Origin of the sequence: Pseudonocardia sp. (assembly GCF_050250275.1) — a bacterium.
Lineage (GTDB): Bacteria > Actinomycetota > Actinomycetes > Mycobacteriales > Pseudonocardiaceae > Pseudonocardia.
On record NZ_JBFWOY010000029.1, the window covers coordinates 16,612 to 39,129 of the forward strand.

Here is a 22,518-nt window from a genome sequence, read left to right on the forward strand (position 1 = left end):
CGGCGCGACCGCGCGAACCGATGCCGGGCACCCCGCGGGGGTGCCCGGCATCGTCGTGTCCGGTGCCGGTTGGGGGCGGATCGCCGAACGGCATCCTCGCCGACAGTGACGCTGCGTGGTCACATCTGTAACACCAGTCCCAGCTTTACCAATCGGTCACGGCGTGACACGCTGATCACGAACCCCGCGGGGGGAACGGCGCATCGCGGCTGGAACCGGCGTCCACCTGGGAGATTTCCCACCCGGCGCGCCTCCACGGCAGGTTGCGATTCGGCAACTACCGTCACCCGGACGGGGAGAACGGAGAACGGGGGAGGCCGCCGATGCGGGCGTTGCGGGTCGTCGGGATCACCGAGGACGGCGGGGTCGTCCTCGAGGATCCCGGGCGCTCCGAACGGTTCACCGTGCCCGCCGACGAGCAGTTGCGCGCTGCCGCCCGGGGCGACCTGACCCGGCTCGGCCAGATCGCGATCGAGTTGGAGAGCCAATTGCGACCACGCGAGATCCAGGCCCGAATCCGCGCCGGAGCGTCCGTGGAGCAGGTCGCCGCGGCGGCCGGAGTTCCGCTGCAGAAGATCGAACGCTTCGCCTATCCGGTCCTGCTGGAGCGATCCCGGACCGCCGAGATGGCCCAGGGCGCGCACCCGCTGCGCGCCGACGGTCCCGACGTGCGCACCCTCGGCGAGACCGTCGCACACACCTTCGGCCTGCGCGGCCAGGAGTACCTCGAGGCCGAGTGGGACTCCTGGCGCGGCGAGGACGGCCGCTGGATCATCGCGCTGAGCTGGCGCGCCGGGCGCTCCGACAACAGCGCCCACTGGACCTTCCAGCCCGGCGCCCACGGCGGCACCGTCACCGCGCTCGACGAACACGCCAGCGACCTCGTCGAAGGCCTGCCGATGCGCCCGCTGCGCACCGTCGGCCCCGTCATCGAGCTGGGCGGACGCCCCGAGGAAGAGCCCGAGGCACCGGAGCCGGCGGAACCCGCCGTGGTCCGCGCCGCCGTCGGGGCGCCGCTGCGTGAGCGCCCCATGCCCGTCGCGCCCGAGCCCCGCCACGACCCGCGGCCCAGCCGCCCCGCCACCCCCGAGCCGCGGCGCTCGGCCGAGACCACGCCCGTGCGACCTGCCCCGGCGGCTCCGGAGCGGCTCCTCGCCGAGGAGCCCGTCGAGAGGCCGGGCACGATCCGCCCCCGGCCCGAGCTGCCTGCCGAACGTCCCGGCACTCCGGCCGCCGCCGCTCGCGCGGTCGAGGAGGCGGCGCCGGTCGACGAGCCTGCTGTGGCCGAGACTGCCGTCGGGGCCTCCTCCGGCGAGGTGGGCGCGGTCGACACCGCCCCCGCAACCGGCACCGCCCCCGCAACCGGCACCGCCCCCGCAACCGGCACCGCCCCGGCGGCCGACGCGCCTGCGGCCAAGGTCGCCGAGGTCGACGAGCAGGCCGACGCCGCCGAGGTGGAGGTCGAGGACACGGTGGTCGAGACCGGCTCCTCTGCCGCCGCCGAGCCTGCCGCCGCCGAGCCTGCCGTCACCGAGCCTGCCGTCACCGAAGCGGCTGCAGACGGGTCCGCGGCCACCGAGTCGGGTTCCTCGGAGCCCGCTTCCTCCGAGCCCGCTGCTGACGGGTCCGCTTCCTCCGACTCCGGTGCCACCGACTCCGGTGCCACCGACTCCGGTGCCACCGACTCCGGTGCCACCGGATCCGCGACGGACGTGGACGCGGAGGCCGACACCGAGACCGGGGCCGAGGCCGCCCGCCCTGCCGCGGCACGACCGTCGCGCCGCACGAAGAAGGGCAAGCCGGTCATGCCGTCGTGGGACGAGGTCCTGCTCGGGGTCCGCGGCCAGCGCTGACCGTCGGCTCCCCGGGACCTCAGGGCCCCAACAGGTTCGCGAGCAGGCACACCCATGCGACGACGACCCCCACCGCCACGCCCAGCGCCACCCAGCGCCACAGCGGCACCCGGCGCAGCAGCCACAGTGAGGGTGCCAGCCCGGCGCCGATGAGGACGTTGGCCGGGATCCAGAGCAACCCGAACGCAGCGTCGACCGCCGTCGAGAGCACGACCACCACCGCCGCGGCGACCACCCCGAAGAACGCCGCGATCGGCAGGCCGGTGGCCCACGGAACGGGCTCGGGCCGCGGGGTGGCCCGCTGGGCGACGGTGATCCGTTGTGGTGTGAGGCGGCCGCTGACGATCTCGACGCGCCCGGTGACGGGGTCGTGGAAGTCGACGGGCCGCCCGAGCGCCTCGGCGCACCGGCCGGCGAGCTGGCGACCTCTCCTGCGGACGAGCTCCTGCTCGTCGGGGCCGCGCGCGATGTCGGGCCGGGACGCGACCTCGCCCCACTCCCGCAGGGCGACGACGAGGTCGGGCGGGAGCTCCGGATCGTCCGGGCGCCGCCCGCCGATCTCGACCTCTCCCCCCTCGGCCAGCCGCACGTGATCAGCCTATGCGGCAACGCCCGCGGCGTGTCGGAGCGTCAACCGGTCGGCGGCGTGTGCACCGGGATCCGTCAGGGTGCCGCGACGGCGTGGAAGGCGACCGCCGCGGCGGTGGCGACGTTGAGCGAGTCCACACCGGACGCCATCGGGATGCGGACGCGGACGTCGGCGGCGGCGAGCGCCTCGTCGGTCAGTCCCGGCCCCTCGGCACCGAGGAGCAGCGCGACCCGGAGCCCCGCGAGCCCGGCCGCGCCGATCGGCGTCGCATCGGCCGCGGGCGTCAGGGCTGCGACCTGGAACCCGTTGTCACGCAATATTTTCAGCGACCCCGGCCATTCGCCGCCGAGCGGCCCGAACGGCACCCGCAGTACGTGTCCCATCGAGACCCGGACGCTGCGCCGGTACAGCGGGTCCGAGCACCGCGGGCCGAGGAGCACGGCGTCGACGCCGAGGGCCGCGGCGTTGCGGAACAGCGAGCCGAGGTTCTCGTGGTCGTTGACCCCCTCCACGACGGCGACGACCCGTGCGTCGCGCAGCAGGTCGGCCGGGTCGGGCTCGGGGGCCCTGTCGGCGACGGCGAGCACCCCGCGGTTGAGGTGGAAGCCGACGGCGGTGGCCATGGTGTCGGCGTCGGTTTCGTAGGCGGGGACGTCGAGGTCGGCGAGGTCGTCGGCGAGCTCGGCGATGCGCCGCGGGACGCCGAGCACCGACCGGAGCGGGTAGGGCGAGTCGAGCAGTCGCCGCACCACGACGACGCCCTCGGCGATGACGAGACCGCGCCCGCCGGGCCGGTCGGGTCGGCGGTCGGAATGCGTGAGGTCGCGATAGTCGTCGATACGCGGATCGGTGGGATCGTCGACACTCGTGATGGTGGCCACGGGACGCCATCGTCGCAGGTCGCCATCGAACGCTCGCGATCCGTCATCCGGTCAGCCGGTACCGCACTCCACGACCGTGTGACACGGTGAATGACCGCTCGTGACGACGATCAGTGCTGGTGGGGCACTGTTCGGGTCCGAGGATCGGAGGCAGTGAACGCATGGGCCAGGGCGTCGACCGGACTACGTTCAGTCGACGGGACCGGCAGCGGTACCGGATCAAGGTCCATCGCTGTCTCGACGCGCTCGCGACGATGCTGCGCGAACACCCGTTCGCACACGACGAGCCGATGACCGGCATCGAGGTCGAACTCAACCTGGTCGACGCCGACCTGCGGCCCGCGCTGACCGGCGTCGACGTCCTCGAGGCCATCGGCTCGGCGGAGTTCCAGACGGAGCTGGGCCGCTGGAACCTGGAGCTCAACCTTCCGCCGCGGCCGCTGCCCGGCGACGAGTGGCGCCACCTCGAGCATCATCTTCTCGACGAGCTCGCCGTGGCCCGCGCCAAGGCCCGTGACTGCGCGTCGCAGGTCGTGATGATCGGCATCCTGCCGACGCTGCGGCGCGAGGACCTGGTCAGCGACGCGATCTCCCGCGACGAGCGCTACACCGTCCTGAACGAGCAGATGCTGACCGCCCGGGGCGAGCCGATCCGCGTCGACATCACCGGTGACGACGCCTCCGGCCGCCACGACGTCGCCCCCGACCGGCTCGTCGCCGACTTCGACACGATCATCCCCGAGGCGGCGTGCACGTCGATGCAGCTGCACCTGCAGGTGGCGCCGGACGACTTCGCGTCGTACTGGAACGCGGCGCAGTGCCTGACGGGGGTGCAGCTGGCGGTCGGCGCCAACTCGCCGTTCCTGCTGGGCTCCCGGTTGTGGGCGGAGACCCGGATTCCGCTGTTCGAGCAGTCGTGCGACGTCCGCAGCCCGGAGCTGCGCAACCAGGGCGTCCGGCCGCGGGTGTGGTTCGGGGAACGGTGGATCACGTCGTTCCTCGACCTGTTCTCCGAGAACGCCCGCTACTTCCCCGGCCTGATGCCGTTGACGCACGACAGCGACCCGCTGGCCGACCTGGAGGCGGGCCGCGCCCCGGGGCTCGACGAGCTGCGCCTGCACAACGGCACGATCTGGCGCTGGAACCGCCCTGTCTACGACATCACCGGCGGCACGCCGCACGTGCGCGTCGAGAACCGGGTGCTCCCCGCGGGACCGACGGCCGTCGACATGGTGGCCAACGCACTGTTCTTCTACGGGTTGCTGCGGGTGCTGGTGGAGGCGGACCGGCCGCTGTGGAGCTCGATGTCGTTCGAGGCCGCGGAGGAGAACTTCACGACGGCCGCGCGCCACGGTCTCGACGGTCCCCTCTACTGGCCGGGCTCGGGCTGGATCCGGCCCGACGAGCTGGTGTTGCGCAAGCTGCTGCCGCAGGCACAGGAGGGTCTCGCCCGGTGGGGGGTGAGCGGTGAGGTGGTCGACCGGTACCTGTCGGTCATCGAGCGGCGTTGCATCACCCGACGCACGGGGGCCGTGTGGCAGCTCGACGCCGTCGCCGCGCTGGAGGCGAGGGGCGCCGACCGGGAGACGGCCCTGCACGGCATGCTGACGCGCTATCTGGAGCAGTCCAACGCCAACGAGCCCGTGCACTCCTGGGCGCTGCCGTCCTGAGGTCGGCGACGGGCCCGGGTTGGCAGGCGTGAACGGTTCCGCCGATCCGGCCCCGGTGAGGGTTCGGGCTCCGTAGCGTCGCGCGCCATGTGTCGCACGATGCTGCCCGGCCCTGCGCGCGGGGCCTGACGTGGGCAGGTTCCGGCTCTTCGCCCGTCCCGCCGACCAGCCGCGGTGGAACCCCGGCCGGCCCGGCACACCCCGTACGGGTCCTGCTCCGGGCCGTCCCCCGCACCTCGCGCGCCGCGCCGCAGGGCCCGAGCCCGCCACCGACCCGATCGGCTTCCCCGCGGTCGACCGGATCTCCCCGCCCCCGGCCCCGCACCCGCAGGCGCCGGTCGCGGCGGCTCCTCGACCGGGTCGCGCCGCACCACCGGTCCTCCCGGTGCAGGGCCACGGCTCCGGCACCCGCCCGGCCCCCGAGGTCGACCTCGCGGAGGTCCGTGCACTCGCCGCGGCGTTCGCCGCCGACTACCTCTCCTGGGACGAGGACGACCGCACCCGGCGCGGCGACGTGCTCGCCGAGCACCTGCCCGCGCGCCTGCGCGACCTGACGCGAGGCACCCCCGGTCCCGGCTGGGCTGGCGAGGGCAGGCAGCGCGCCGAGATCAGCCTGGCGGGCGCGGTCGGCGCCGACGAGGGCGGGCGCCTGCTGGTCGACGTCCGGGTGCGGGTGACGTCGTACGTCCGCGCCGGCCGGTCCGCCGCGGGCGCCCCGCTCGTCGGCGTCGCCCGGCTCGACCCGGTGCTGGGCCGGCCGTCGTCGGCGCCGCCGCCGGACGGGGCGGGGTGGACGGGGCGCCCGGCGTCGTGGGTGCGGGTCAGCGTCCCGGTGACGTACGACGAGGGCAGGCCCGTCGTCGAACCGGACGAGGAGGTGCTCGCCCCTGCCGGGGACGCGCCCCGGGCCGAAGGCGGTGCGTCGTGAGCACGATCGACCTCGTCGACCTGGTCCAGCGCGCGGTGTCGGCGGGGGTGGCCGGCGTGTTGCTGTCGGTCGGGCACCTGTCGCCCGCGCCCGTCGGCGCACCTCCGCGCGCCGAGGAGTCCCGCTCGGCGCTGCCGTGGGAGGCGAGCCCGTGGGACGGGGCGCCCTGGGACGGTCTGCCCGGGGACGGTCTGCCCGGGGACGGTCTGCCCGGGGACGCGGGACCCGGGGGTGCGTCACCTCGGGACACGGCGCCGGAGGGACGCCCCGGCGACGCATCGCAGACCGACCCGGTTCCGTGGGACGGGTCGCCGTGGGACGCCCCGTCCGCCGACCCGCCACCCGGTGATCCGCTGCCGACCGACCCCCCACCCGGTGATCCGCTGCCGGCCGAGCCCCCACCGGCCGAGCCCCCACCCGCCGAGCCATCGTCGGTCGAGTCACCGTCGACGGCGCTGCCGCCGGCCGATCCCCCGCCGCCGGCCGTCGTCCGCACACCGGACGTCGTCCGCACACCGGGTGCCCCACCTCCTGCTCACACGGCCCCGCCGCGGCGCGCCCCGGACCCGGAGCGCGCGGTGGACCCGCAGCGTGCGCCGGACCCGGTTCCGGGGACGGCCCCACCGCGGACGCCGCGCACTCCCCCGCCCGCGGACACGTCCTCCCGCGGGGAGCCGGTGGGAGCAGCGACGACCACGACCCGCGACGGCACCACGGCGGGCCGGGCCACCCCGGACCGCTCCGAGGAGTTCGACACCGCGCCGCCGGCCCGCGACGTGCGCTCCGCGGGGCGGGCCTCGGTGCACGACGGTGTCCTGACGCTCGCCGGCGCCGGTGCGCTGTGCTGGACGGGCGCCCGGACGCACGGACGCTGGGAGGTACGCATGCGCGTCCCGGCCGCGGCGGGTGCCGTGCTGCTCGCGGGTGCCGACCCCCGCAGCGGCGAGATCCGGTTCGCCGACCTCGACGGGGCCCGGGCCACGTACACCGTCCGCGGCACGGACGGCGTCACGCGCGGGTCGGCGCCGGTGGACGCGACGCGATGGCACGTCTGGACGGTCGAGTGGACGCCGGACGCGGTGGTGGGACTCGTCGACGGGCGGGCGTGGTTCCGCACCCACTCCCCGGCGGTGTTGCCGCGGGGCCCGCTGTTCCTGTGTCTGCAGGCGGGGGCCGCGGGGACGGTGGAGGTCGACCACGTCCGCGAGTTCGTGCCCGGCCGGGGGCAGCGGACGCCGGACAGGTGACCCGGGGCGCCCGACAGCGGCGTGGGCCCCGGCCTGCTGGCCGGGGCCCACGTGTCCCGAACTGACGCGCCACTCCCACCACGAAGCGGCTTGTTTAGGCTAGCCTCACCTACGTTGTCACGCAAGCCCTTTCCCTCGGCGGCCTGCGGCGACTCGTGAAACGCGTGAGCCCCGGCCCGCAGGGGCCGGGGCTCACGCTGTCCCGAACTGACGCGCCGCTCCCACCACGAAGCGACGCGTCTGAAGTTAGCCTAGCCTTGCCTCAGACGCAAGCCTCTGCCCGCGCCCTCGAGACGCGGACCCGCGCCCGCACCGCCAGGACGGCAGCGACGATCAGCACCGACACCACGGTGAGCGCCCCGCCGAGCAGGAGCGGAGCCCGTCCACCCCAGTGCTCGGCGACCATCCCCAGCAGCGGCGCGCCGAGCGGCGTGGAGCCGAGGAACAGCAGCATGTAGAGGCCCATGACCCGGCCGCGCACCCCGGGAGCGACGGAGAGCTGGACGAAGGCGTTGGCGGCCGTCGTGAACAGCAGCGCCGAGAGCCCGACGACGACGAGGACGGCACCGGCGGACGCGAACGTCGGCATGAAGCCGGTGACCGTGAGCAGCACTCCGAACGCGACGCCGGTGAGGACGACGAACCGGATGGGCGGCGCGGAGGTCCGGCGCGCGGCGATCGTGGCGCCGACGACCGAACCGACCGCGATGAGCGTCGTCAGCAGGCCGTAGGACTCGGCGGTCCCGCCGAAGACGTTGCGGGCCAGGACCGGGATCGTGACGGGAAAGTTGATCGCGAATGCGGAGACGAGGAAGACGATGGTGAGGACGCCGACGAGGTCGGGCCGGGCGCGAACGTAGCGCAGGCCCTCGCGGAGCTGGCCGGGTGCGCGAGGGACGCGTTCGGCGCGGAAGAGCCGGTCGGGCCGCATGAGCGCGAGTGCGGTGACGACGCCGGCGAAGCTGGCGGCGTTGATCAGGAACACCCAGCCGCTGCCGACGGCGGCGATCAGCACGCCCGCGACGGCGGGGCCGACGATCCTCGCGAGGTTGAACGTCATCGAGTTGAGGGCGACGGCGTTGGGGACCTGACCGGGCCCGACGAGCTCGGAGACGAAGGACTGGCGCATCGGCACGTCGAGGGCGGAGAAGCAGCCGAGCACGGCGCAGAAGACATAGACCTGCAGCAGCGCCGCGAACCCGGTGACGACGGCGAGGCCGAGCGCCAGCGCGCACAGGCCCATGCCGGTCTGCAGCAGGATGAGCACGCGTCGCTTGTCGACGCGGTCGGCGAGCACGCCACCCCACAGCGACAGCAGCAACGTCGGGGCGAACTGGAGTGCCAGGGCGATCCCGAGGGCCGCGGGGCTGCCGCCGGAGAGGTCGAGGACCAGCCAGTCCTGCGCGATGCGCTGCATCCATGTGCCGACCAGCGAGACGACCTGCCCGCCCGCGAAGAGGCGGTAGTTCGGGATGCGCAGGGATGCGAAGGTGCCGCCGCGCACGGGGGCGGGCGGCGGGGTGGGGCCGGGGGTGTCGACGACTGCACTCACTATTGCTTATCGTACAGCAACTAAATCTGGCCCGCCTCGCACTCCGACCCGCACCGGCCCGGAGTCGCTAGCGGAACAGCGCCTCGATCGGCCCCACCGCGAAGTACCCGACGAACGCGACCGCGACCACCCACATCAACGGGTGCACCGTCTTCGCCCGGCCCGACACGGCCGCGAGGAACACGTACGAGATGAAGCCCGCGCCGATGCCGTTGGCGATCGAGTACGTGAACGGCATGACGATGATCGTCAGGAAGGCCGGGAGCGCGATCCGGAAGTCCATGAAGTCGATGTCGACGATCTGCCGCATCATCAGCGCGCCGACGATCACCAGCGCGGGCGCCGCCGCCTCGATCGGCACGATCGAGTACAGCGGGGTCAGGAACATCGCGGCCAGGAACAAGATGCCGGTGACGACGTTGGCCAGGCCGGTCCGCGCGCCCTCCGCGATGCCCGACGCCGACTCGATGAACACCGTGTTCGACGACACCGACGCCGCACCCCCGGCCACCGCACCCGTGCCCTCGACGAACAGCGCGCGCCCGACGTTGGGCAGCTTGCCGTCCTTGTCGACGAGCCCCGCCTGCTTTCCGAGGCCGGTCATGGTGCCCATCGCATCGAAGAAGTTGGCCAGCACCAGGGTGAAGACGAGCAGGGTCGCGGTGATCGCGGGCAGCCGCGTCCAGGCGCCGAAGGAGACGTCGCCGACGAGCGAGAGGTCGGGCAGCCCGAAGACCGCCTCCGGCAGGCCGGGGTAGCCGAGGTTCCAGCCCTTCGGGTTCGTCCCCTCGGAGGGCCCCACCTTCGCGATGGCCTCGACGACGATCGCGACGACGGTCGTCGCCACGATGCCGAGCAGGATCCCGGCGCGCACCCGCAGCGCGACGAGGGCGCCGGTGATCAGCAGACCCAGCACGAAGACGAACGTCGGCCAGGACGCGATCGAACCGCCGATGCCGAGGCCGACCGGAACGGTCGTGTTGGCGGCGTCGGGCAGGCGGCGGACGAAACCCGCGTCGACCAGCCCGATGAACGCGATGAACAGCCCGATGCCGACGCCGATCGCGGCCTTGAGGGAGGGCGGCACGGCGTTGAACACGGCCGTCCGGAACCCGGTGAGCACCAGGATGACGATGACGATGCCGTCGACGACGACGAGGCCCATCGCCTCGGGCCAGCTGACCTGCGGCGCGATCGTGAACGCGACGAGGGCGTTGATGCCCAGGCCGGTGGCCAGCGCGAACGGCATGTTCGCGACGAGACCCATCAGCAGCGTCAGCACGCCGGCGACGAGCGCCGTGGCGGCCGCGACCTGCGGCACCGACAGCACGTTGCCGAGGACGTCGACCTTCGCGCCGGGCCCGGTCGGGCTGAAACTGCCGATGATCAACGGGTTGAGCACGACGATGTAGGACATCGTCACGAAGGTGACCACGCCGCCGCGCACCTCGCGGCCGACCGTGGACCCGCGTTCGGTCAGCTTGAAGTATCGGTCGAACCCCGACCTCGGCTCGGCGGAGGTCACGGGGTCGGGAGCGTCGGCGGTCGCCGCCTCCGGGGCACTGATGGCCGGCTCGTCATCCGGCGTCGGACGCTGCACGCGGACACGGTAGGTCCGAGCCGGGCGTCCCGCCCGATCCGTGACCTGCTCGTTCCCATCCGTGATACTGCTGTCATGCGCAACCCGCCGGCGCTGCCGAGGCGCCTGTCCGATGTGTCCGTCATCGCCCCGATCGGCACGGTTCTGTGGCTGGTCGGCGCGGTCCTCCTCTACATCGCGCACGTCACGGCCGCCCGCCCGCTCGACATCTGGTTCACGACGTGCGTGGCCGGCGCGGCGCTCGGCGCGATGGGCTACGGCGTCTTCCGGTGGCAGCGTGCGGCGGCGCGACGAGGCTCACGCACCGCGCAGCAGGGCCTGCACTGATCAGCTCCTAAGGTGGCGGCCATGAGCCTGCCCAGCGAGCGCCCGACCGCTGTCGTCACCGGAGCGAGCAGCGGCATCGGAGCCGCCACCGCCCGCGGCCTCGCCGCCGCGGGCTTCCACGTCGTCCTCGGGGCGCGGCGGGTCGACCGCTGCGCCGAGATCGCCCGGGAGATCGACGGCACCGCAGTGCGTCTCGACGTCACCGACCCGGAGTCGGTGTCCGCGTTCGTGGCCGCGGTCCCGCAGTGCCGGCTGCTGGTCAACAACGCGGGCGGCGCGAAGGGCCTGGAGCCCGTCGCCGACGCCGACGAGGACGCCTGGCGCTGGATGTGGGAGGCCAACGTCCTCGGCACGTTGCGAATGGTCAAGGGCCTGCTGCCGGCGTTGGTGGCGTCGGGCGACGGGCACATCGTCACGGTCACCTCGATCGCCGCGCTGGAGCCCTACGACAACGGCGCCGGCTACACCGGCGCCAAGCACGCGCAGGCGATGGTGCACCGCACGCTGCGCGGGGAGCTGCTCGGGCAGCCGGTGCGGCTCACCGAGATCGCGCCCGGCATGGTGGAGACGGAGTTCTCGCTGGTCCGGTTCGGCGGCGACGCGGCGAAGGCAGACAAGGTCTACCAGGGGATCACGCCGCTGACCGCCGACGACGTCGCCGAGACGATCGTCTTCGCCGCGACCCGACCGTCGCACGTCAACATCGACCAGATCGTGCTCAAGCCGCGCGCCCAGGCGTCGGCGATGCGCGCCCACCGGGAGGCCTGAGATGCGCGCTGCCGTCTACGAGAGGACCGGACCGTCGTCGGTGATCGAGGTGCGGGAGCGGCCGCTGCCCGAGCCCGGCCCCGGCGAGGTGCGGGTGCGTGTGGCCGTGTCCGGGGTGAACCCGACCGACTGGAAGTCCCGCAGCGGCGCGACCGCCGCCCCCCTCGCCGCCCCGAAGGTCCCCAACCAGGACGGCGCCGGGACCGTCGACGCCGTCGGCGACGGTGTCACGGCGTTCGCGGCGGGCGACCGGGTGTGGCTGTGGGACGTCGCGTGGCAGACCGACGAGGGCACCGCGCAGGAGTACGTCGTCGTGCCGCAGGGCCGGGTGGTGGCCCTGCCCGACGGCGAGTCGTTCGACACCGGTGCCTCGCTGGGCATCCCGGCGCTGACCGCGCACCGGGCCCTGACCGCGCACGAGGACGGCCTCTCACGTCTCGCCCCGGGCGCCCTGGACGGGAGGGTCGTGCTCGTCACGGGTGGTGCGGGCGCGGTGTCGCACGCGGCGATCCAGCTGGCCCGCTGGGCGGGCGCCACCGTCCTGACCACGGTGTCGGGCGACGCCAAGGCGGAGCTGGCCCGCGCCGCCGGCGCCCAGCACGTCGTCAACTACCGCGACGAGGACGTTCCCGCCCGCGTCCGGGAGGTCAGCCCGCGCGGCGCCGACGTGATCGTCGACGTGGCGGTCGTCGCGAACATCGCCACCGACCTCGACGTGATCGCGCCCGGTGGCACGATCGCGATCTACGCCGTCGACACGGACCAGCCGTTGACGATGCCGGTGCGCCTCGCGATGGTCCCCAACGCGCGGCTGCAGTTCGTCATGACCTACACGGTCACCGACCGGCAGAAGGCCGACGCCGTCGCCGCGGTGTCGGCGGCGCTGGCCGACGGCGCGTTGCGGGTCGGTGAGGAGCACGGGCTGCCGATCACCCGGTTCCCGCTGGACGGGACGGGCGCCGCGCACGACGCGGTGGAGGCCGGCACCGTCGGCAAGGTCCTGATCGACTGCTGACGGCGCCGGCGCCCGGTCCCCGCGTGGTCGTCAGAGCGCCGACAGCGCCTTCCACTGGTTCCAGCTCAGCGTCCAGTCCCAGATGTCGCCGTCCTTGGCCGACAGCTGCACCGGGGTCCCCGTGACCTCGACCGGGTCGCCGTAGATGGCGGTGTCGTAGTAGGCCTTGGCGTTGTCGATCGACAGGTTCACGCAGCCGTGGGTGACGTTCGACGAGCCCTGCGCCCCCGAGGACGCCGGGTTGGCGTGGATGAACTCGCCGTTGTTGCTGATCCGCACGGCCCACTTCTCGACGACGTCGTAGCCGTACTGCTCGCTGACCATCCGCTTGTCGGTGAACTTCTCGCTGACGACGTGGACACCCGAGCGGGTGTTGCGGTTCGGGTCGGACCCCAGGCCGTAGGACGCCGGATAGCTGGCGACCTGCGTGCCGTCGCGCATGACGACCATCTGGAACGAGTTCACGTCGGCCTTGACGATCTGCGCCCGGCCGATGGTGAACGTCGAGCTGACGTTGCTCGTCCCGTAGGCGCCGCCGCCGTAGTCGACGCCGAACAGGTTCGCCTTGACGGTGACCTCGGTGCCGGACTTCCAGTACTCCTTGGGCCGCCAGTGCACGCGGGAGCCGCCGTTCTCGTCGGGCAACCAGCCCCAGGCGCCCTCGGTGGGCGTCGACGTCGTCACCGACAGCGCCTTCTCGGCGGCGGCCCGGTCGGTGACGTGGCTGTTGAACTGGACCTGGATCGGCGCGGCGATGCCGACGGTGCGGCCGTCCCCGATGTTGAGGGTGCCGCGGACCTCCTTCGCCGGCTTCAACGTCGCGAACCCGCCCCCGAGCGGGACCTGCTTGCCGTCGGTGCCGGTCGCGCTGCCCTTCCAGGTGTAGCTGGTGGCGTAGTCGAGCGGCGCCGTCGTCGTCCACGACTTCCGGTCCGCCGCGAGCCGGCCCTTCACGGCCTTCCCCGCGGCGTCGACGAGTCCGACCTGGTCGAACGTGCCCTCGTCGACCTGTGCCGACGCAGCCGTGGCCGGGTTGGCCCCCGTCGCGTCGGCGGCCGGTGTGTAGCTGACGGCGGCTTTCGGCCCGAGGATCGCGAGCGGCCCCCCGCCGCTGTCCCCCGGTCCGCGGCCGGCTGCCGTGGCCGCCGTGACGGCCCCTGCGGTCCCGACCACCACGATGGCCAGGACGAGCAGGACTCTGCGCATTCGCTCCCCCATTGCGACCTTCCTCCCCGTCCTGAAAGACGTACGACCGCCGTGGGCGGTTGCGTCGGGGAACGGCCGGAGAACTCACCCGGCCCGGTGCACGAGGCTACGCGGCGGCACCGACAGCGGCGGGGCCCGCGCAGGAGTTCACGGCAGCCGGCAGCCGACGAGCACCGGCTCGGGGTGCAGGGCGATCCCGAACCGTTCGACGACGCCGTCGCGCACCTGCGCTGCCAGCGACAGGAGGTCCGCGGTGGTGCCGGAACCACGGTTGGTCAGCGCCAGGACGTGGCGCCCCGAGAGGGCGACCCGCCCGCCCGGACCGGCGTGGCCACGGCCGAAACCGGCGTTCTGGATGAGCCAGGCGGCCGACAGCTTCACCCGATCGACGGGCGCGGGCCAGCGCGGCATCCCCTCGGTGCCCGGGCCGTCGGGGACCTCGGCCGCGTCGACGACGGGGTTGGTGAAGAACGAGCCCGCACTCCAGGTGTCGTGATCGGCCGGGTCGAGGACCATGCCCTTCGACCGCCGCAGGCCCAGCACCGCCTCCCGGGCGGCTGCCGCGGGCACCCGGCCGCCCGGCTCGGCGCCGAGGGCGCGGGCGAGCTCCGGGTAACGCAGCGGGGCGCTGTCGGCGCCGCCGGGCAGCGCGAACCGCACCCGCAGCACGACGGCGTCGTCACGGTTCTTGAGCACGCTCGTGCGGTAGCCCAGCCCCAGCTCGGCTGCCGGGACGTGCGCCCGCACCGAGCGGGTCCGGCGGTCGTAGAGGTCGACGTCGACGAGCAGGTCCGCGACCTCCACCCCGTAGGCGCCGACGTTCTGCACCGGCGTCGCACCGGTCCGGCCGGGGATACCCGACAGGCACTCCAGCCCGCCCAGGCCGCGGTCGACGGTCGTCGCGACCACGTCGTCCCAGTCCTCGCCCGCCTCGACGGTGAGCAGCACCGAGCCGTCGGGGCGCGCCGAGACGTCGACACCCGTGCTCCCGACCCGCACCACCGTCCCGCGGAAGCCCTCGTCGGCGACGACGACGTTCGAGCCGCCGCCCAGCACCAGGACGGCCTCGCCGGCGTCGTCGGCCGCGCGCACCGCCTCGACGACGTCCTCGGCGGTCGCGGCCGCGACGACCCGGTCCGCGGGGCCACCGAGGCGCAGCGTCGTCATCGCCGCGAGCGGCGGGTCGGCGGAGGCCGCGAGCGGCGGATGGGTCGTCGCCGCGCACGGGTGGGCAGAGGCGGCCACATGGGGAACCGGCACGGGCGCCGAGGGTAGCCTCCGCGCATGGCGCACCAGCTGTCCCACCGCACCGTCGCGGAGTTCCCCGCCGAACAGGTCTACGCCGTCATGGTCGACCCGGACTATCTCAAGGCGCGGCTCGAGCAGCTCGGGGGCCCGGGGGCGGCACTGCTCTCGCACCACCTCGACGGGAACGGTGCCCGCTACGAGCTGCGCCACGGCGTCGACGCCGACGTCGTTCCGCCGATGGTCCGCGGCCTGGTCAGCGGCGACCTCGTGATCGAGCGCGTCGAGACGCTGGCACCGGCCGGGCCCGGCCGCTACGACGGCACCGTCGCCGTGCGCATCCCCGGCACGCCCGCGTCCGCCGACGGCGCCCTGCGGCTCGCCGACGCCACCGGCGGCAGCGAGTTCGTCGTCGACGCATCCGTGACGGTCCGGGTGCCGCTCATCGGCGGCCGGATCGAGAGCATGGTCGCCGAGCAGATCGGGGGCCTCCTCGCGCAGGAGACCGCGTTCACGCTCGAGTGGCTGCGGCAGCGGAGCTGAGCCGGGGCCCCGTGCGCGCACGGGCGAGCGCCTCGCCCAGCCACACCAGGAACCCGAGCGTCGGGAACGCCGCCCCCACCACGACGACGCCCGGCCAGCCGTGCGCGGCGTACATCGCCGCCGACAGCCCCGACCCGGTCGCGCCACCGACGAAGTAGCTGGTCATGTAGGCCGTGTTCAGCCGGCTGCGGGCCTGCGGCGCGAGCGCGAACACCACGCTCTGGTTCGTGATGTGGCAGCCCTGCAACGCCATGTCGAACACGACGATGCCGACGGCCAGCGCCACCAGCGAGTGCCCGCCGAACCAGACGAGCACGAACGACGCCGCCGTCAACGCCAGCGCCGCACCCGTCATCGGATGGGTGAGGCCGCGGTCGGCCAGCCGGCCCGCGAACCGGGCCATCAGCGCACCCGCCACCCCGAACAGCGCGAACAGCCCGATCTGGGCGTCCGACAGGTCGAACGGTGGGCTCGCCAGCAGGAACCCGATGCTCGTCCACAACGCCCCGAACGACGCGTAGCTCGTCGCGCCGTAGATCATCCGAAGCCGCAGCACCGGCTGGTCGCGGATCAGCCCCAGCACCGAGCCGAGCAGCCGCGGGTAGCTGGTCCGCACCGACGGCTCCACGACCGGCAGCGCCCGCCACAACGCCACCGCGCACGACGCCGTCAGGACCGCGGCGAGGACGAACACCGCCCGCCAGCCCAGCCAGTCGGCCACGAGCCCCGACACGACGCGGGCGACCAGCACCCCGATCAGCAGCCCGCTCATCACCGTGCCGACGGTCCGGCCCTGCTCCCCCGGCCGCGCCAGCTGCGCCGCGAACGGCACCAGCACCTGCGCCGCCACGGCCGTCACCCCGACCACCGCGAAGGCCGACCCCAGCACCGCCAGCGACGGCGCGGTCGCCGCCGCCACCAGCCCGGCCACCGTCAGCACCAGCACCCCGACGACGAGTCGCCTGCGCTGCAACAGGTCGCCCAGCGGAACGACCGTCGCCAGCCCCACCGCGTACGCGACCTGGATGATCGTCAACGCCGCGCCGACCGCGCCCGTCGACGCCCCGAAGTGCTCGGCGAGCGTCGCCTCCAACGGCTGGGCGTAGTAGAGGTTCGCGACGATCGCGCCCGTCGCGAACGTCATCGCTGCAACCGCGACCGCGCGACGGCGGTCGTCCAGATCGGGTGGTGCCTCCGCTGAGCTCACCCCGTCGACTGTGCTCCCCGATCCCGCCGGGCGCAGGGACACCCGGGTGTGAGATGCGGCGCGTGGCACGATCAACGCCGTGGAGCCCGCAACATCGCACCGTTACGTCATCACATTCAGCTGCCCCGACCGCACGGGCATCGTCGCCCGCATCGCCGGGTTCCTCGCCGATGCCGGAGCCTGGATCGTCGAGGCCGCCTACCACGCCGACGCCGACCAGAACTGGTTCTTCACCCGCCAGGTCGTGCGCGCCGACTCCGTACCCTTCGACGCCGAGGAGCTGCGCAGCCGGTTCGCCGAGGTCGCCGCCGAGTTCGGCCCCGAGGCCACCTGGCGCGTCACCGATACGGCTGCGAAGAAGCGCGCCGTCCTGCTCGTCACCCGCGAGCAGCACTGCCTGCACGACCTGCTCGGCCGCGTCTCCGCCGGCGAGCTGCCCGTCGAGATCACCTCGGTGATCGGCAACCACGACGCGCTGCGCGGCGTCGTCGCCGCCCACGGGGTGCCGTTCCATCACGTCCCGTTCCCCGGCCCGCGCGACGAACGTCGGGAGAGCCTCAAGCTCGACGCGTTCGAGGAGGTGCGCAAGCTCGTCGACGAGCAGGAGCCCGACGCCATCGTCCTCGCCCGGTTCATGCAGGTCCTGCCCGCCCATCTGTGCGAGCAGTGGAGCGGCCGGGCGATCAACATCCACCACAGCTTCCTGCCCTCGTTCGCCGGGGCGCGGCCTTACCACCAGGCCCACACCCGCGGCGTGAAGCTGATCGGCGCCACCTGCCACTACGTCACGGCCGACCTCGACGCCGGCCCGATCATCGAGCAGGACGTCATCCGGGTCGACCACTCCGACACGACCTCCGACATGGTGCGCCGTGGCCGCGACATCGAGCGCCTCGTCCTCTCCCGGGGTCTGCGCTGGCACCTGGAGGACCGCGTCCTGGTGCACGGCAACAAGACCGTCGTCCTGCGCTGACCCGTGAGTGAGGGGTCCGCGGACCCGGGCCCTGCGCCCCCGACATGCAGGAACGGCACTTTCCCGCAACCGGGTTGCGGGAAAGTGCCGTTCCTGACGTTCGTGGAGCGCCCGAGGGTCAGGCCGCTGCGGCGTGCTCCTGGGCGGGCTCCAGGGCCAGCTCCAGCACCTCGGCGACGTCGGCCACCGGGTGGATCCGCAGCTCTCCGCGCACCGACTCCGGCAGGTCGTCGAGGTCGGGCTCGTTGCGCTTCGGGATGATCACGTCGGTCAGACCGGCGCGGTGGGCGGCCAGCAGCTTCTGCTTGACCCCACCGATCGGCAGGACCTTGCCCTGCAGCGTGACCTCACCGGTCATGCCCACGCTGGACTTGACCGGACACCCGGAGGCGAGCGAGGCCAGCGCCGTCGTCATCGTGACGCCCGCGCTCGGCCCGTCCTTCGGGACCGCACCGGCCGGCACGTGGACGTGCAGCTTCTTCGAGGCCAGGTCGCCTGCCAGCCCACGCGACCGCAGGTAGCTCAGCGCGATCGAGACGGACTCCTTCATGACGTCGCCCAGCTGACCGGTGAGGATCAGCCCGGACTCGCCGTCCATCGAGGTGGCCTCGATGAACAGCACGTCGCCACCGGCGCCGGTGACGGCGAGGCCCGTCGCCACGCCCGGGACGGAGGTGCGCTCCGCCGACTCCGGGGTGAACTTGGGCCGGCCCAGGTACTTGACCAGGGTCTCCGCGTCGACGTGGATCGGGGTCTCCTCACCGGAGTCCAACCCGACGGCGACCTTGCGCAGAACCTTCGCCAGGCCCCGCTCCAGCTGCCGCACACCGGCCTCCCGGGTGTACTCGGCGGCGATCATGCCGAGCGCGACCTCGGAGAACTCGACGTCCGTCGACTCCAGCCCGGCCTTCTCGATCTGGCGCGGGAGCAGGTGGTCGCGGGCGATCGCGATCTTCTCGGCCTCGGTGTAGCCGTCGAGCGTCACGACCTCCATGCGGTCCAGGAGCGGGCCGGGGATGGTGTCGTAGGCGTTGGCGGTGGCGAGGAACAGGACGTCGGACAGGTCGAGGTCGACCTCGAGGTAGTGGTCGCGGAACGTGTGGTTCTGCGCCGGGTCGAGCACCTCGAGCAGCGCGGCCGTGGGGTCGCCACGGAAGTCGCTGCCGACCTTGTCGATCTCGTCGAGCAGCACGACGGGGTTCATCGCGCCCGCCTCGCGGATGGCGCGGACGATCCGCCCGGGGAGCGCGCCGACGTAGGTGCGCCGGTGCCCACGGATCTCGGCCTCGTCGCGGACGCCGCCGAGGGCGACGCGGACGAACTTGCGGCCGAGCGCGTGCGCGACGGACTCACCGAGCGAGGTCTTGCCGACGCCGGGAGGTCCGACGAGGGCGAGCACCGCGCCGGAGCCACGGCCGCCGACCTTCTCCATGCCCTTGCGGTCACGCCGGGAGCGGACTGCCAGGAACTCGATCAGCCGCTCCTTGACGTCGTCGAGGCCTGCGTGGTCGGAGTCGAGGACCGCCCGCGCGGCGACGAGGTCGTCGGAGTCGGTGGTCAGGGTCGTCCACGGGATGTCGAGGACGGTGTCGAGCCAGGTGCGGATCCAGCCGGACTCGGGGCTCTGGTCGGATGCCCGCTCCAGCTTGCCGACCTCGGTCAGCGCGGCCTTGCGGACGTGGTCGGGCAGGTCGGCGGCCTCGACGCGGGCGCGGTAGTCGTCCTCGCCCTCGGGGTCGTCGTCGCCGAGCTCCTTGCGGATGGCGGCGAGCTGCTGGCGCAGCAGGAACTCCCGCTGCTGCTTCTCCATGCCCTCGCGGACGTCACCGGCGATCTTCTCGGTGACCTCCTGCTCGGCCAGGTGCTCCTTGGTCCACTCGAGGAGCTGCTCGAGCCGACGGGTCACGTCGACCTCGGCGAGCAGCTGCGACTTGCGCTCGACGTCGAGCCACTGGTTCCAACCGGCGGTGTCGGCGAGCTCGGACGGGTCGCTGATCTGCTGGACGCCGTCGATGATCTGCCAGGCCCCGCGCTTCTGGAGCATCGAGACGACGAGCGCCTTGTACTCCTTGGCCAGCTCGTGGGTGCGGCCGGTCACCGGGCTCTCCGACGGGTCGACCAGGGAGGCCTCGACCCACAGGGCCGAGCCCGGGCCGGTCACCCCGGATCCGATGCGGGCCCGCGACTCACCGCGGACCACGGCGGCACGCTCGCCACTGGGGAGCCTGCCGACCTGTTCGAGGACCGCGACCACGCCGATCGCGGCGTACTTGCCATCGAGGCGGGGGACGACGAGGAGCTTCTCGCCCTCGGCGGCGTCCACCGCAGCCTGAACCTCCGGCGCGTCGAGTCGAATGGGAACCACCATGCCGGGCAGCACCACCGAGTCGGTCAGCGGAAGCACCGGCAGCTTCAGCGTCTGTGTCATGTCCCGACCAACGCTTACACCGTTGAACTCATTCCAGCGCTCAAGCAAGTCTGCTGAGAGCGAACGCGGGAACCTTGAGCCGGGTCGGCTCAGCTTGTGGACCTGGCCATGTCGGCGAGGATCTCCGCGCCGGGCAGCGACGCCACCAGCGCACCGGGGATCGCGAGCTTGCTGCCGCGGATCCCGCTGCCGACGACGACGGCGTCCGCCGCGGCGACCTCGGGCGCCACCAGCACCGGCCAGTCCTCGGGCAGCCCGACGGGGGTGATGCCGCCGTACTCCATGCCGGTCAGCGCGACGGCGTCGTCCATCGGTGCGAAGGAGGCCCTGCGGGCGTCGATCCGGCGACGCACGACCCCGTTGACATCGGCGCGGGTGCTCGCGAGGACGAGGCACGCGGCGTAGCGGGTGTCACCGCCGCGCCTGCCGGCGACGACGACGCAGTTGGCCGACGCGTCGAGCGGTGAACCGTAGGCCTCGCAGAAGGCGGCGGTGTCGGCCAGCTCGGGGTCGATCTCGGCGACGCCGACGCGCGCGGCGTCCGCCGGGTCGAGCGCCTCGAGGGCGTGCGCGACGGGGTCGGCCAGCAGGTCGGGCCGGTCGAGCGCGGGTACGGCGGAGAGCGAGCCCAGAACGGACCAGCTCACCGCTCACCCCGACCGATGCCTGCGACGGCGGGCTTGACGTCGACCAGGTACACCAGCGTCGCGACCGTGCCGGCGAGCCAGAAGATCGTGAACTGGTTGTAGAGGCCCTGGAAGGCCACGATCACGCCGGGCAACGACGGGTAGCGGATGACCTGGATGATCGGGATCAGCAGCAGGAACAGCGCCGACGCGCCCACGATGCCGAGCCAGGCGTTCTTGGAGAGCTTGTCGGCCAGTTCGAAGGCGTCCTTGCGCTGCCGTGCGGCGTGGACCAGGGCGTACAGGGAGACCACGGCGACGACGATGCCGATCAGGCACAGCACCACATAGTCGGGTCGGAGGACGCTCACGGCGCCAGACTACGTGCGCCGGGCGAATCGTGACACTCCCGGCCCCGCCGTGGCGCGACACACCGGTGCCCCCGGCGGCGAGGCCGCCGGGGGCACCGGTCGTCGTGCGTCATGATCAGGCGGACGGGCCGCGGCGGGTCGCCGGCTTGCGGGCGGCCGTCTGCGGCTCGACCGTCGTGGCGACGGTCTTCGGCTCGGTCTTCGCGACCGCCTTGGTCGTCCCCCGGGGAGTCGTCGCCCGCGGGGCCTTCGGCGCGGTCTTCTCGGCCGAGCGGCGGGCGGCGCTGCGGGTGGTGGCGGCGGTCTCGCCACCGACCTCCGCGACGGTCTCGGCGAGGTCCTCGCCGGCGTCGGCGACGGCCTTGCCCGCCTCGGCGGTGACCTCGGCGACGGTCTCCGCGGCGGTCTCGGCGACGTCGTCGGTGGTGCGGGCGACCTTCTCGCCGACGGACCGGGTCTGGCGGGTCACCGTGGACAGCGCCTTCTCGGCGGCGTCGTGGGCGTCGTCGACGAGGTCGTCGACGCGAGAGTCGAGCTTCTCGCCGTACTCACCGATGACGGTGAGGGCCTGCTCGACCTGCGGCTGCTTGCGGATGCGGCCCCAGGTGACCTCGCCGCGGCCGGCGAGGTCGGCGTAGTAGGCGGTCGCCTGCTCGCGCACGGCCTCGACGACCTTGCGCACCTCGTCGGCGTTGAGCTTGGCGCGGAGCCCGTCGAACTCGGCCGGGAGGTCGAGCACGCGCTGCTGGACGACGTCGGCCTGCTTCTCGGCGCGGGTGCGCGCCGCGGTGGCGAACTTCGCGACGCCGGCCACGGCACGGTCACCCGCACCCAGCACGGCGAGCAGCGGCTTGGTGGCGAACTCGGCCCGCTCGGCGGCGTTCTTGGCGGCCTGCTCGCGAACCTTTCGGACGTCCGCAGCGGTCGGCAGCGTAACGGCCATGATGATCACTTCCCCTGTTCTTCGGTCGTCGTGGTGTCCATCGCGGGGGCGGCGACGCTCTCGGCGCCGTCGGCCTCCCGCCGGAAGGACTCGTAGATGTCGAGGAGCACCTGCTTCTGGCGCCCGGTGAGCAGCGGGTCGGCGAGCACGGCGTCGATGACGGCGCTCGCGGGACGGTCGTCGAGGATCCCGGCCTTGACGTACAGCGCCTCGGCGGAGATCCGCAGGCCCTTGGCGATCTGCTGCAGAATCTCGGCCGACGGCTTGCGCAGCCCGCGCTCGACCTGGCTGAGGTACGGGTTGCTGACGCCGGTGACCCTGGCGAGCTGGCGCAAGGACACCTGCGCCGACTCGCGCTGCGCACGGATGTAGGACCCGATGTCGTCGACGGCCTGCCCCATGGCCTGTCCGACGTGCTCGACGGCCTTCTCGACCTTCTCGGCGGGCTTGTCGCCCTTGTCGGTCTTCGTCATCGGTGTCTCACCTCCGCTCACGTGTTCGACCGTACGCGGGTGTGCTAGCTCTAGCAAGCACACTGCTTGCGCA

The 22,518-nt window shown here is 73.3% G+C and carries 21 protein-coding genes; 9 read left to right on the plus strand and 12 right to left on the minus strand.

What is annotated here, in order from left to right; all coding sequences use genetic code 11:
- The first annotated feature begins 323 nt into the window (after positions 1-323).
- Positions 324-1,853 (plus strand): septation protein SepH, encoded by a 1,530-nt coding sequence (gene sepH / locus AB7F12_RS23455; protein ID WP_428498193.1) that lies wholly within the window; start codon positions 324-326, stop codon positions 1,851-1,853.
- Between the two features lie 19 nt (positions 1,854-1,872).
- On the opposite strand, the gene AB7F12_RS23460 is transcribed toward sepH, so the two are convergent.
- Complete coding sequence (locus AB7F12_RS23460; protein ID WP_428498194.1) at positions 1,873-2,442, minus strand: DUF2537 domain-containing protein; 570 nt, start codon at positions 2,440-2,442, stop codon at positions 1,873-1,875.
- A gap of 74 nt (positions 2,443-2,516) precedes the next feature.
- Positions 2,517-3,323, minus strand: coding sequence for a TrmH family RNA methyltransferase (locus AB7F12_RS23465; protein ID WP_428498195.1), 807 nt, complete (start codon positions 3,321-3,323; stop codon positions 2,517-2,519).
- Between the two features lie 161 nt (positions 3,324-3,484).
- On the opposite strand from AB7F12_RS23465, the gene AB7F12_RS23470 reads away from it, so the two are divergent.
- From AB7F12_RS23470 to AB7F12_RS23480, 3 genes are all read left to right on the plus strand, one after another.
- Positions 3,485-4,993, plus strand: a complete 1,509-nt coding sequence (locus AB7F12_RS23470; protein WP_428498196.1) for a glutamate--cysteine ligase — start codon at positions 3,485-3,487, stop codon at positions 4,991-4,993.
- A gap of 130 nt (positions 4,994-5,123) precedes the next feature.
- On the plus strand, positions 5,124-5,921 hold the full coding sequence (locus AB7F12_RS23475; RefSeq protein WP_428498197.1) for a hypothetical protein: 798 nt from the start codon (positions 5,124-5,126) through the stop codon (positions 5,919-5,921).
- 677 nt (positions 5,922-6,598) lie between these two features.
- Positions 6,599-7,168, plus strand: a complete 570-nt coding sequence (locus AB7F12_RS23480) for a hypothetical protein (protein WP_428517996.1) — start codon at positions 6,599-6,601, stop codon at positions 7,166-7,168.
- A 262-nt stretch (positions 7,169-7,430) separates the two neighbouring features.
- On the opposite strand, the gene AB7F12_RS23485 is transcribed toward AB7F12_RS23480, so the two are convergent.
- Positions 7,431-8,720 (minus strand): MFS transporter, encoded by a 1,290-nt coding sequence (locus AB7F12_RS23485; protein ID WP_428498199.1) that lies wholly within the window; start codon positions 8,718-8,720, stop codon positions 7,431-7,433.
- Positions 8,721-8,787: 67 nt separating this feature from the next.
- Complete coding sequence (locus AB7F12_RS23490; protein WP_428498237.1) at positions 8,788-10,245, minus strand: NCS2 family permease; 1,458 nt, start codon at positions 10,243-10,245, stop codon at positions 8,788-8,790.
- Positions 10,246-10,395: 150 nt separating this feature from the next.
- On the opposite strand from AB7F12_RS23490, the gene AB7F12_RS23495 reads away from it, so the two are divergent.
- Genes AB7F12_RS23495 through AB7F12_RS23505 form a run of 3 tightly spaced genes read left to right on the plus strand, consistent with a single transcriptional unit; the run spans position 10,396 to position 12,430 of the window.
- The gene (locus tag AB7F12_RS23495) at positions 10,396-10,647 is read left to right on the plus strand and encodes a DUF2530 domain-containing protein (RefSeq protein ID WP_428498200.1); all 252 of its coding nucleotides are present in this window, start codon (positions 10,396-10,398) and stop codon (positions 10,645-10,647) included.
- Positions 10,648-10,668: 21 nt separating this feature from the next.
- A complete protein-coding gene (locus AB7F12_RS23500; protein ID WP_428498201.1) occupies positions 10,669-11,415 on the plus strand; it encodes an SDR family NAD(P)-dependent oxidoreductase in 747 nt (248 codons plus the stop codon).
- A 1-nt stretch (position 11,416) separates the two neighbouring features.
- Entirely contained in the window at positions 11,417-12,430 is a 1,014-nt protein-coding gene (locus tag AB7F12_RS23505; RefSeq protein WP_428498202.1) for an NADPH:quinone reductase, read from the plus strand.
- 30 nt (positions 12,431-12,460) lie between these two features.
- On the opposite strand, the gene AB7F12_RS23510 is transcribed toward AB7F12_RS23505, so the two are convergent.
- Together AB7F12_RS23510 and AB7F12_RS23515 are read right to left on the minus strand one after the other, a co-directional pair.
- Positions 12,461-13,636 (minus strand): L,D-transpeptidase, encoded by a 1,176-nt coding sequence (locus tag AB7F12_RS23510; protein ID WP_428498203.1) that lies wholly within the window; start codon positions 13,634-13,636, stop codon positions 12,461-12,463.
- Between the two features lie 147 nt (positions 13,637-13,783).
- Positions 13,784-14,803: a UDP-N-acetylmuramate dehydrogenase gene (locus AB7F12_RS23515; protein ID WP_428498238.1), complete on the minus strand. Its 1,020-nt coding sequence runs from the start codon at positions 14,801-14,803 to the stop codon at positions 13,784-13,786.
- A gap of 117 nt (positions 14,804-14,920) precedes the next feature.
- Between AB7F12_RS23515 and AB7F12_RS23520 the strand changes: the two genes are divergently transcribed.
- On the plus strand, positions 14,921-15,424 hold the full coding sequence (locus AB7F12_RS23520; RefSeq protein ID WP_428498204.1) for a DUF2505 domain-containing protein: 504 nt from the start codon (positions 14,921-14,923) through the stop codon (positions 15,422-15,424).
- Here AB7F12_RS23520 and AB7F12_RS23525 read toward each other — a convergent pair.
- Positions 15,393-16,631 (minus strand): MFS transporter, encoded by a 1,239-nt coding sequence (locus tag AB7F12_RS23525; protein ID WP_428498205.1) that lies wholly within the window; start codon positions 16,629-16,631, stop codon positions 15,393-15,395. The two genes, AB7F12_RS23520 and AB7F12_RS23525, sit on opposite strands and share 32 nt — an antisense overlap.
- Positions 16,632-16,710: 79 nt before the next feature.
- On the opposite strand from AB7F12_RS23525, the gene purU reads away from it, so the two are divergent.
- The gene (gene purU / locus AB7F12_RS23530; protein WP_428498206.1) at positions 16,711-17,604 is read left to right on the plus strand and encodes a formyltetrahydrofolate deformylase; all 894 of its coding nucleotides are present in this window, start codon (positions 16,711-16,713) and stop codon (positions 17,602-17,604) included.
- 118 nt (positions 17,605-17,722) lie between these two features.
- On the opposite strand, the gene lon is transcribed toward purU, so the two are convergent.
- The 5 genes from lon to AB7F12_RS23555 all read right to left on the minus strand — a co-directional run bounded on the left by lon (position 17,723) and on the right by AB7F12_RS23555 (position 22,445).
- Positions 17,723-20,032, minus strand: coding sequence for an endopeptidase La (gene lon / locus AB7F12_RS23535; protein ID WP_428498207.1), 2,310 nt, complete (start codon positions 20,030-20,032; stop codon positions 17,723-17,725).
- Positions 20,033-20,121: 89 nt separating this feature from the next.
- Positions 20,122-20,679 (minus strand): YbaK/EbsC family protein, encoded by a 558-nt coding sequence (locus AB7F12_RS23540; protein ID WP_428498208.1) that lies wholly within the window; start codon positions 20,677-20,679, stop codon positions 20,122-20,124.
- Positions 20,676-21,029, minus strand: a complete 354-nt coding sequence (locus AB7F12_RS23545; RefSeq protein ID WP_428498209.1) for a DUF2516 family protein — start codon at positions 21,027-21,029, stop codon at positions 20,676-20,678. Before AB7F12_RS23545 ends, AB7F12_RS23540 begins: the two co-directional genes overlap by 4 nt.
- Before the next feature lie 115 nt (positions 21,030-21,144).
- Positions 21,145-21,972, minus strand: a complete 828-nt coding sequence (locus AB7F12_RS23550; protein ID WP_428498210.1) for a hypothetical protein — start codon at positions 21,970-21,972, stop codon at positions 21,145-21,147.
- Positions 21,973-21,977: 5 nt separating this feature from the next.
- Positions 21,978-22,445: a helix-turn-helix domain-containing protein gene (locus AB7F12_RS23555; RefSeq protein WP_428498211.1), complete on the minus strand. Its 468-nt coding sequence runs from the start codon at positions 22,443-22,445 to the stop codon at positions 21,978-21,980.
- Positions 22,446-22,518: the final 73 nt, after the last annotated feature.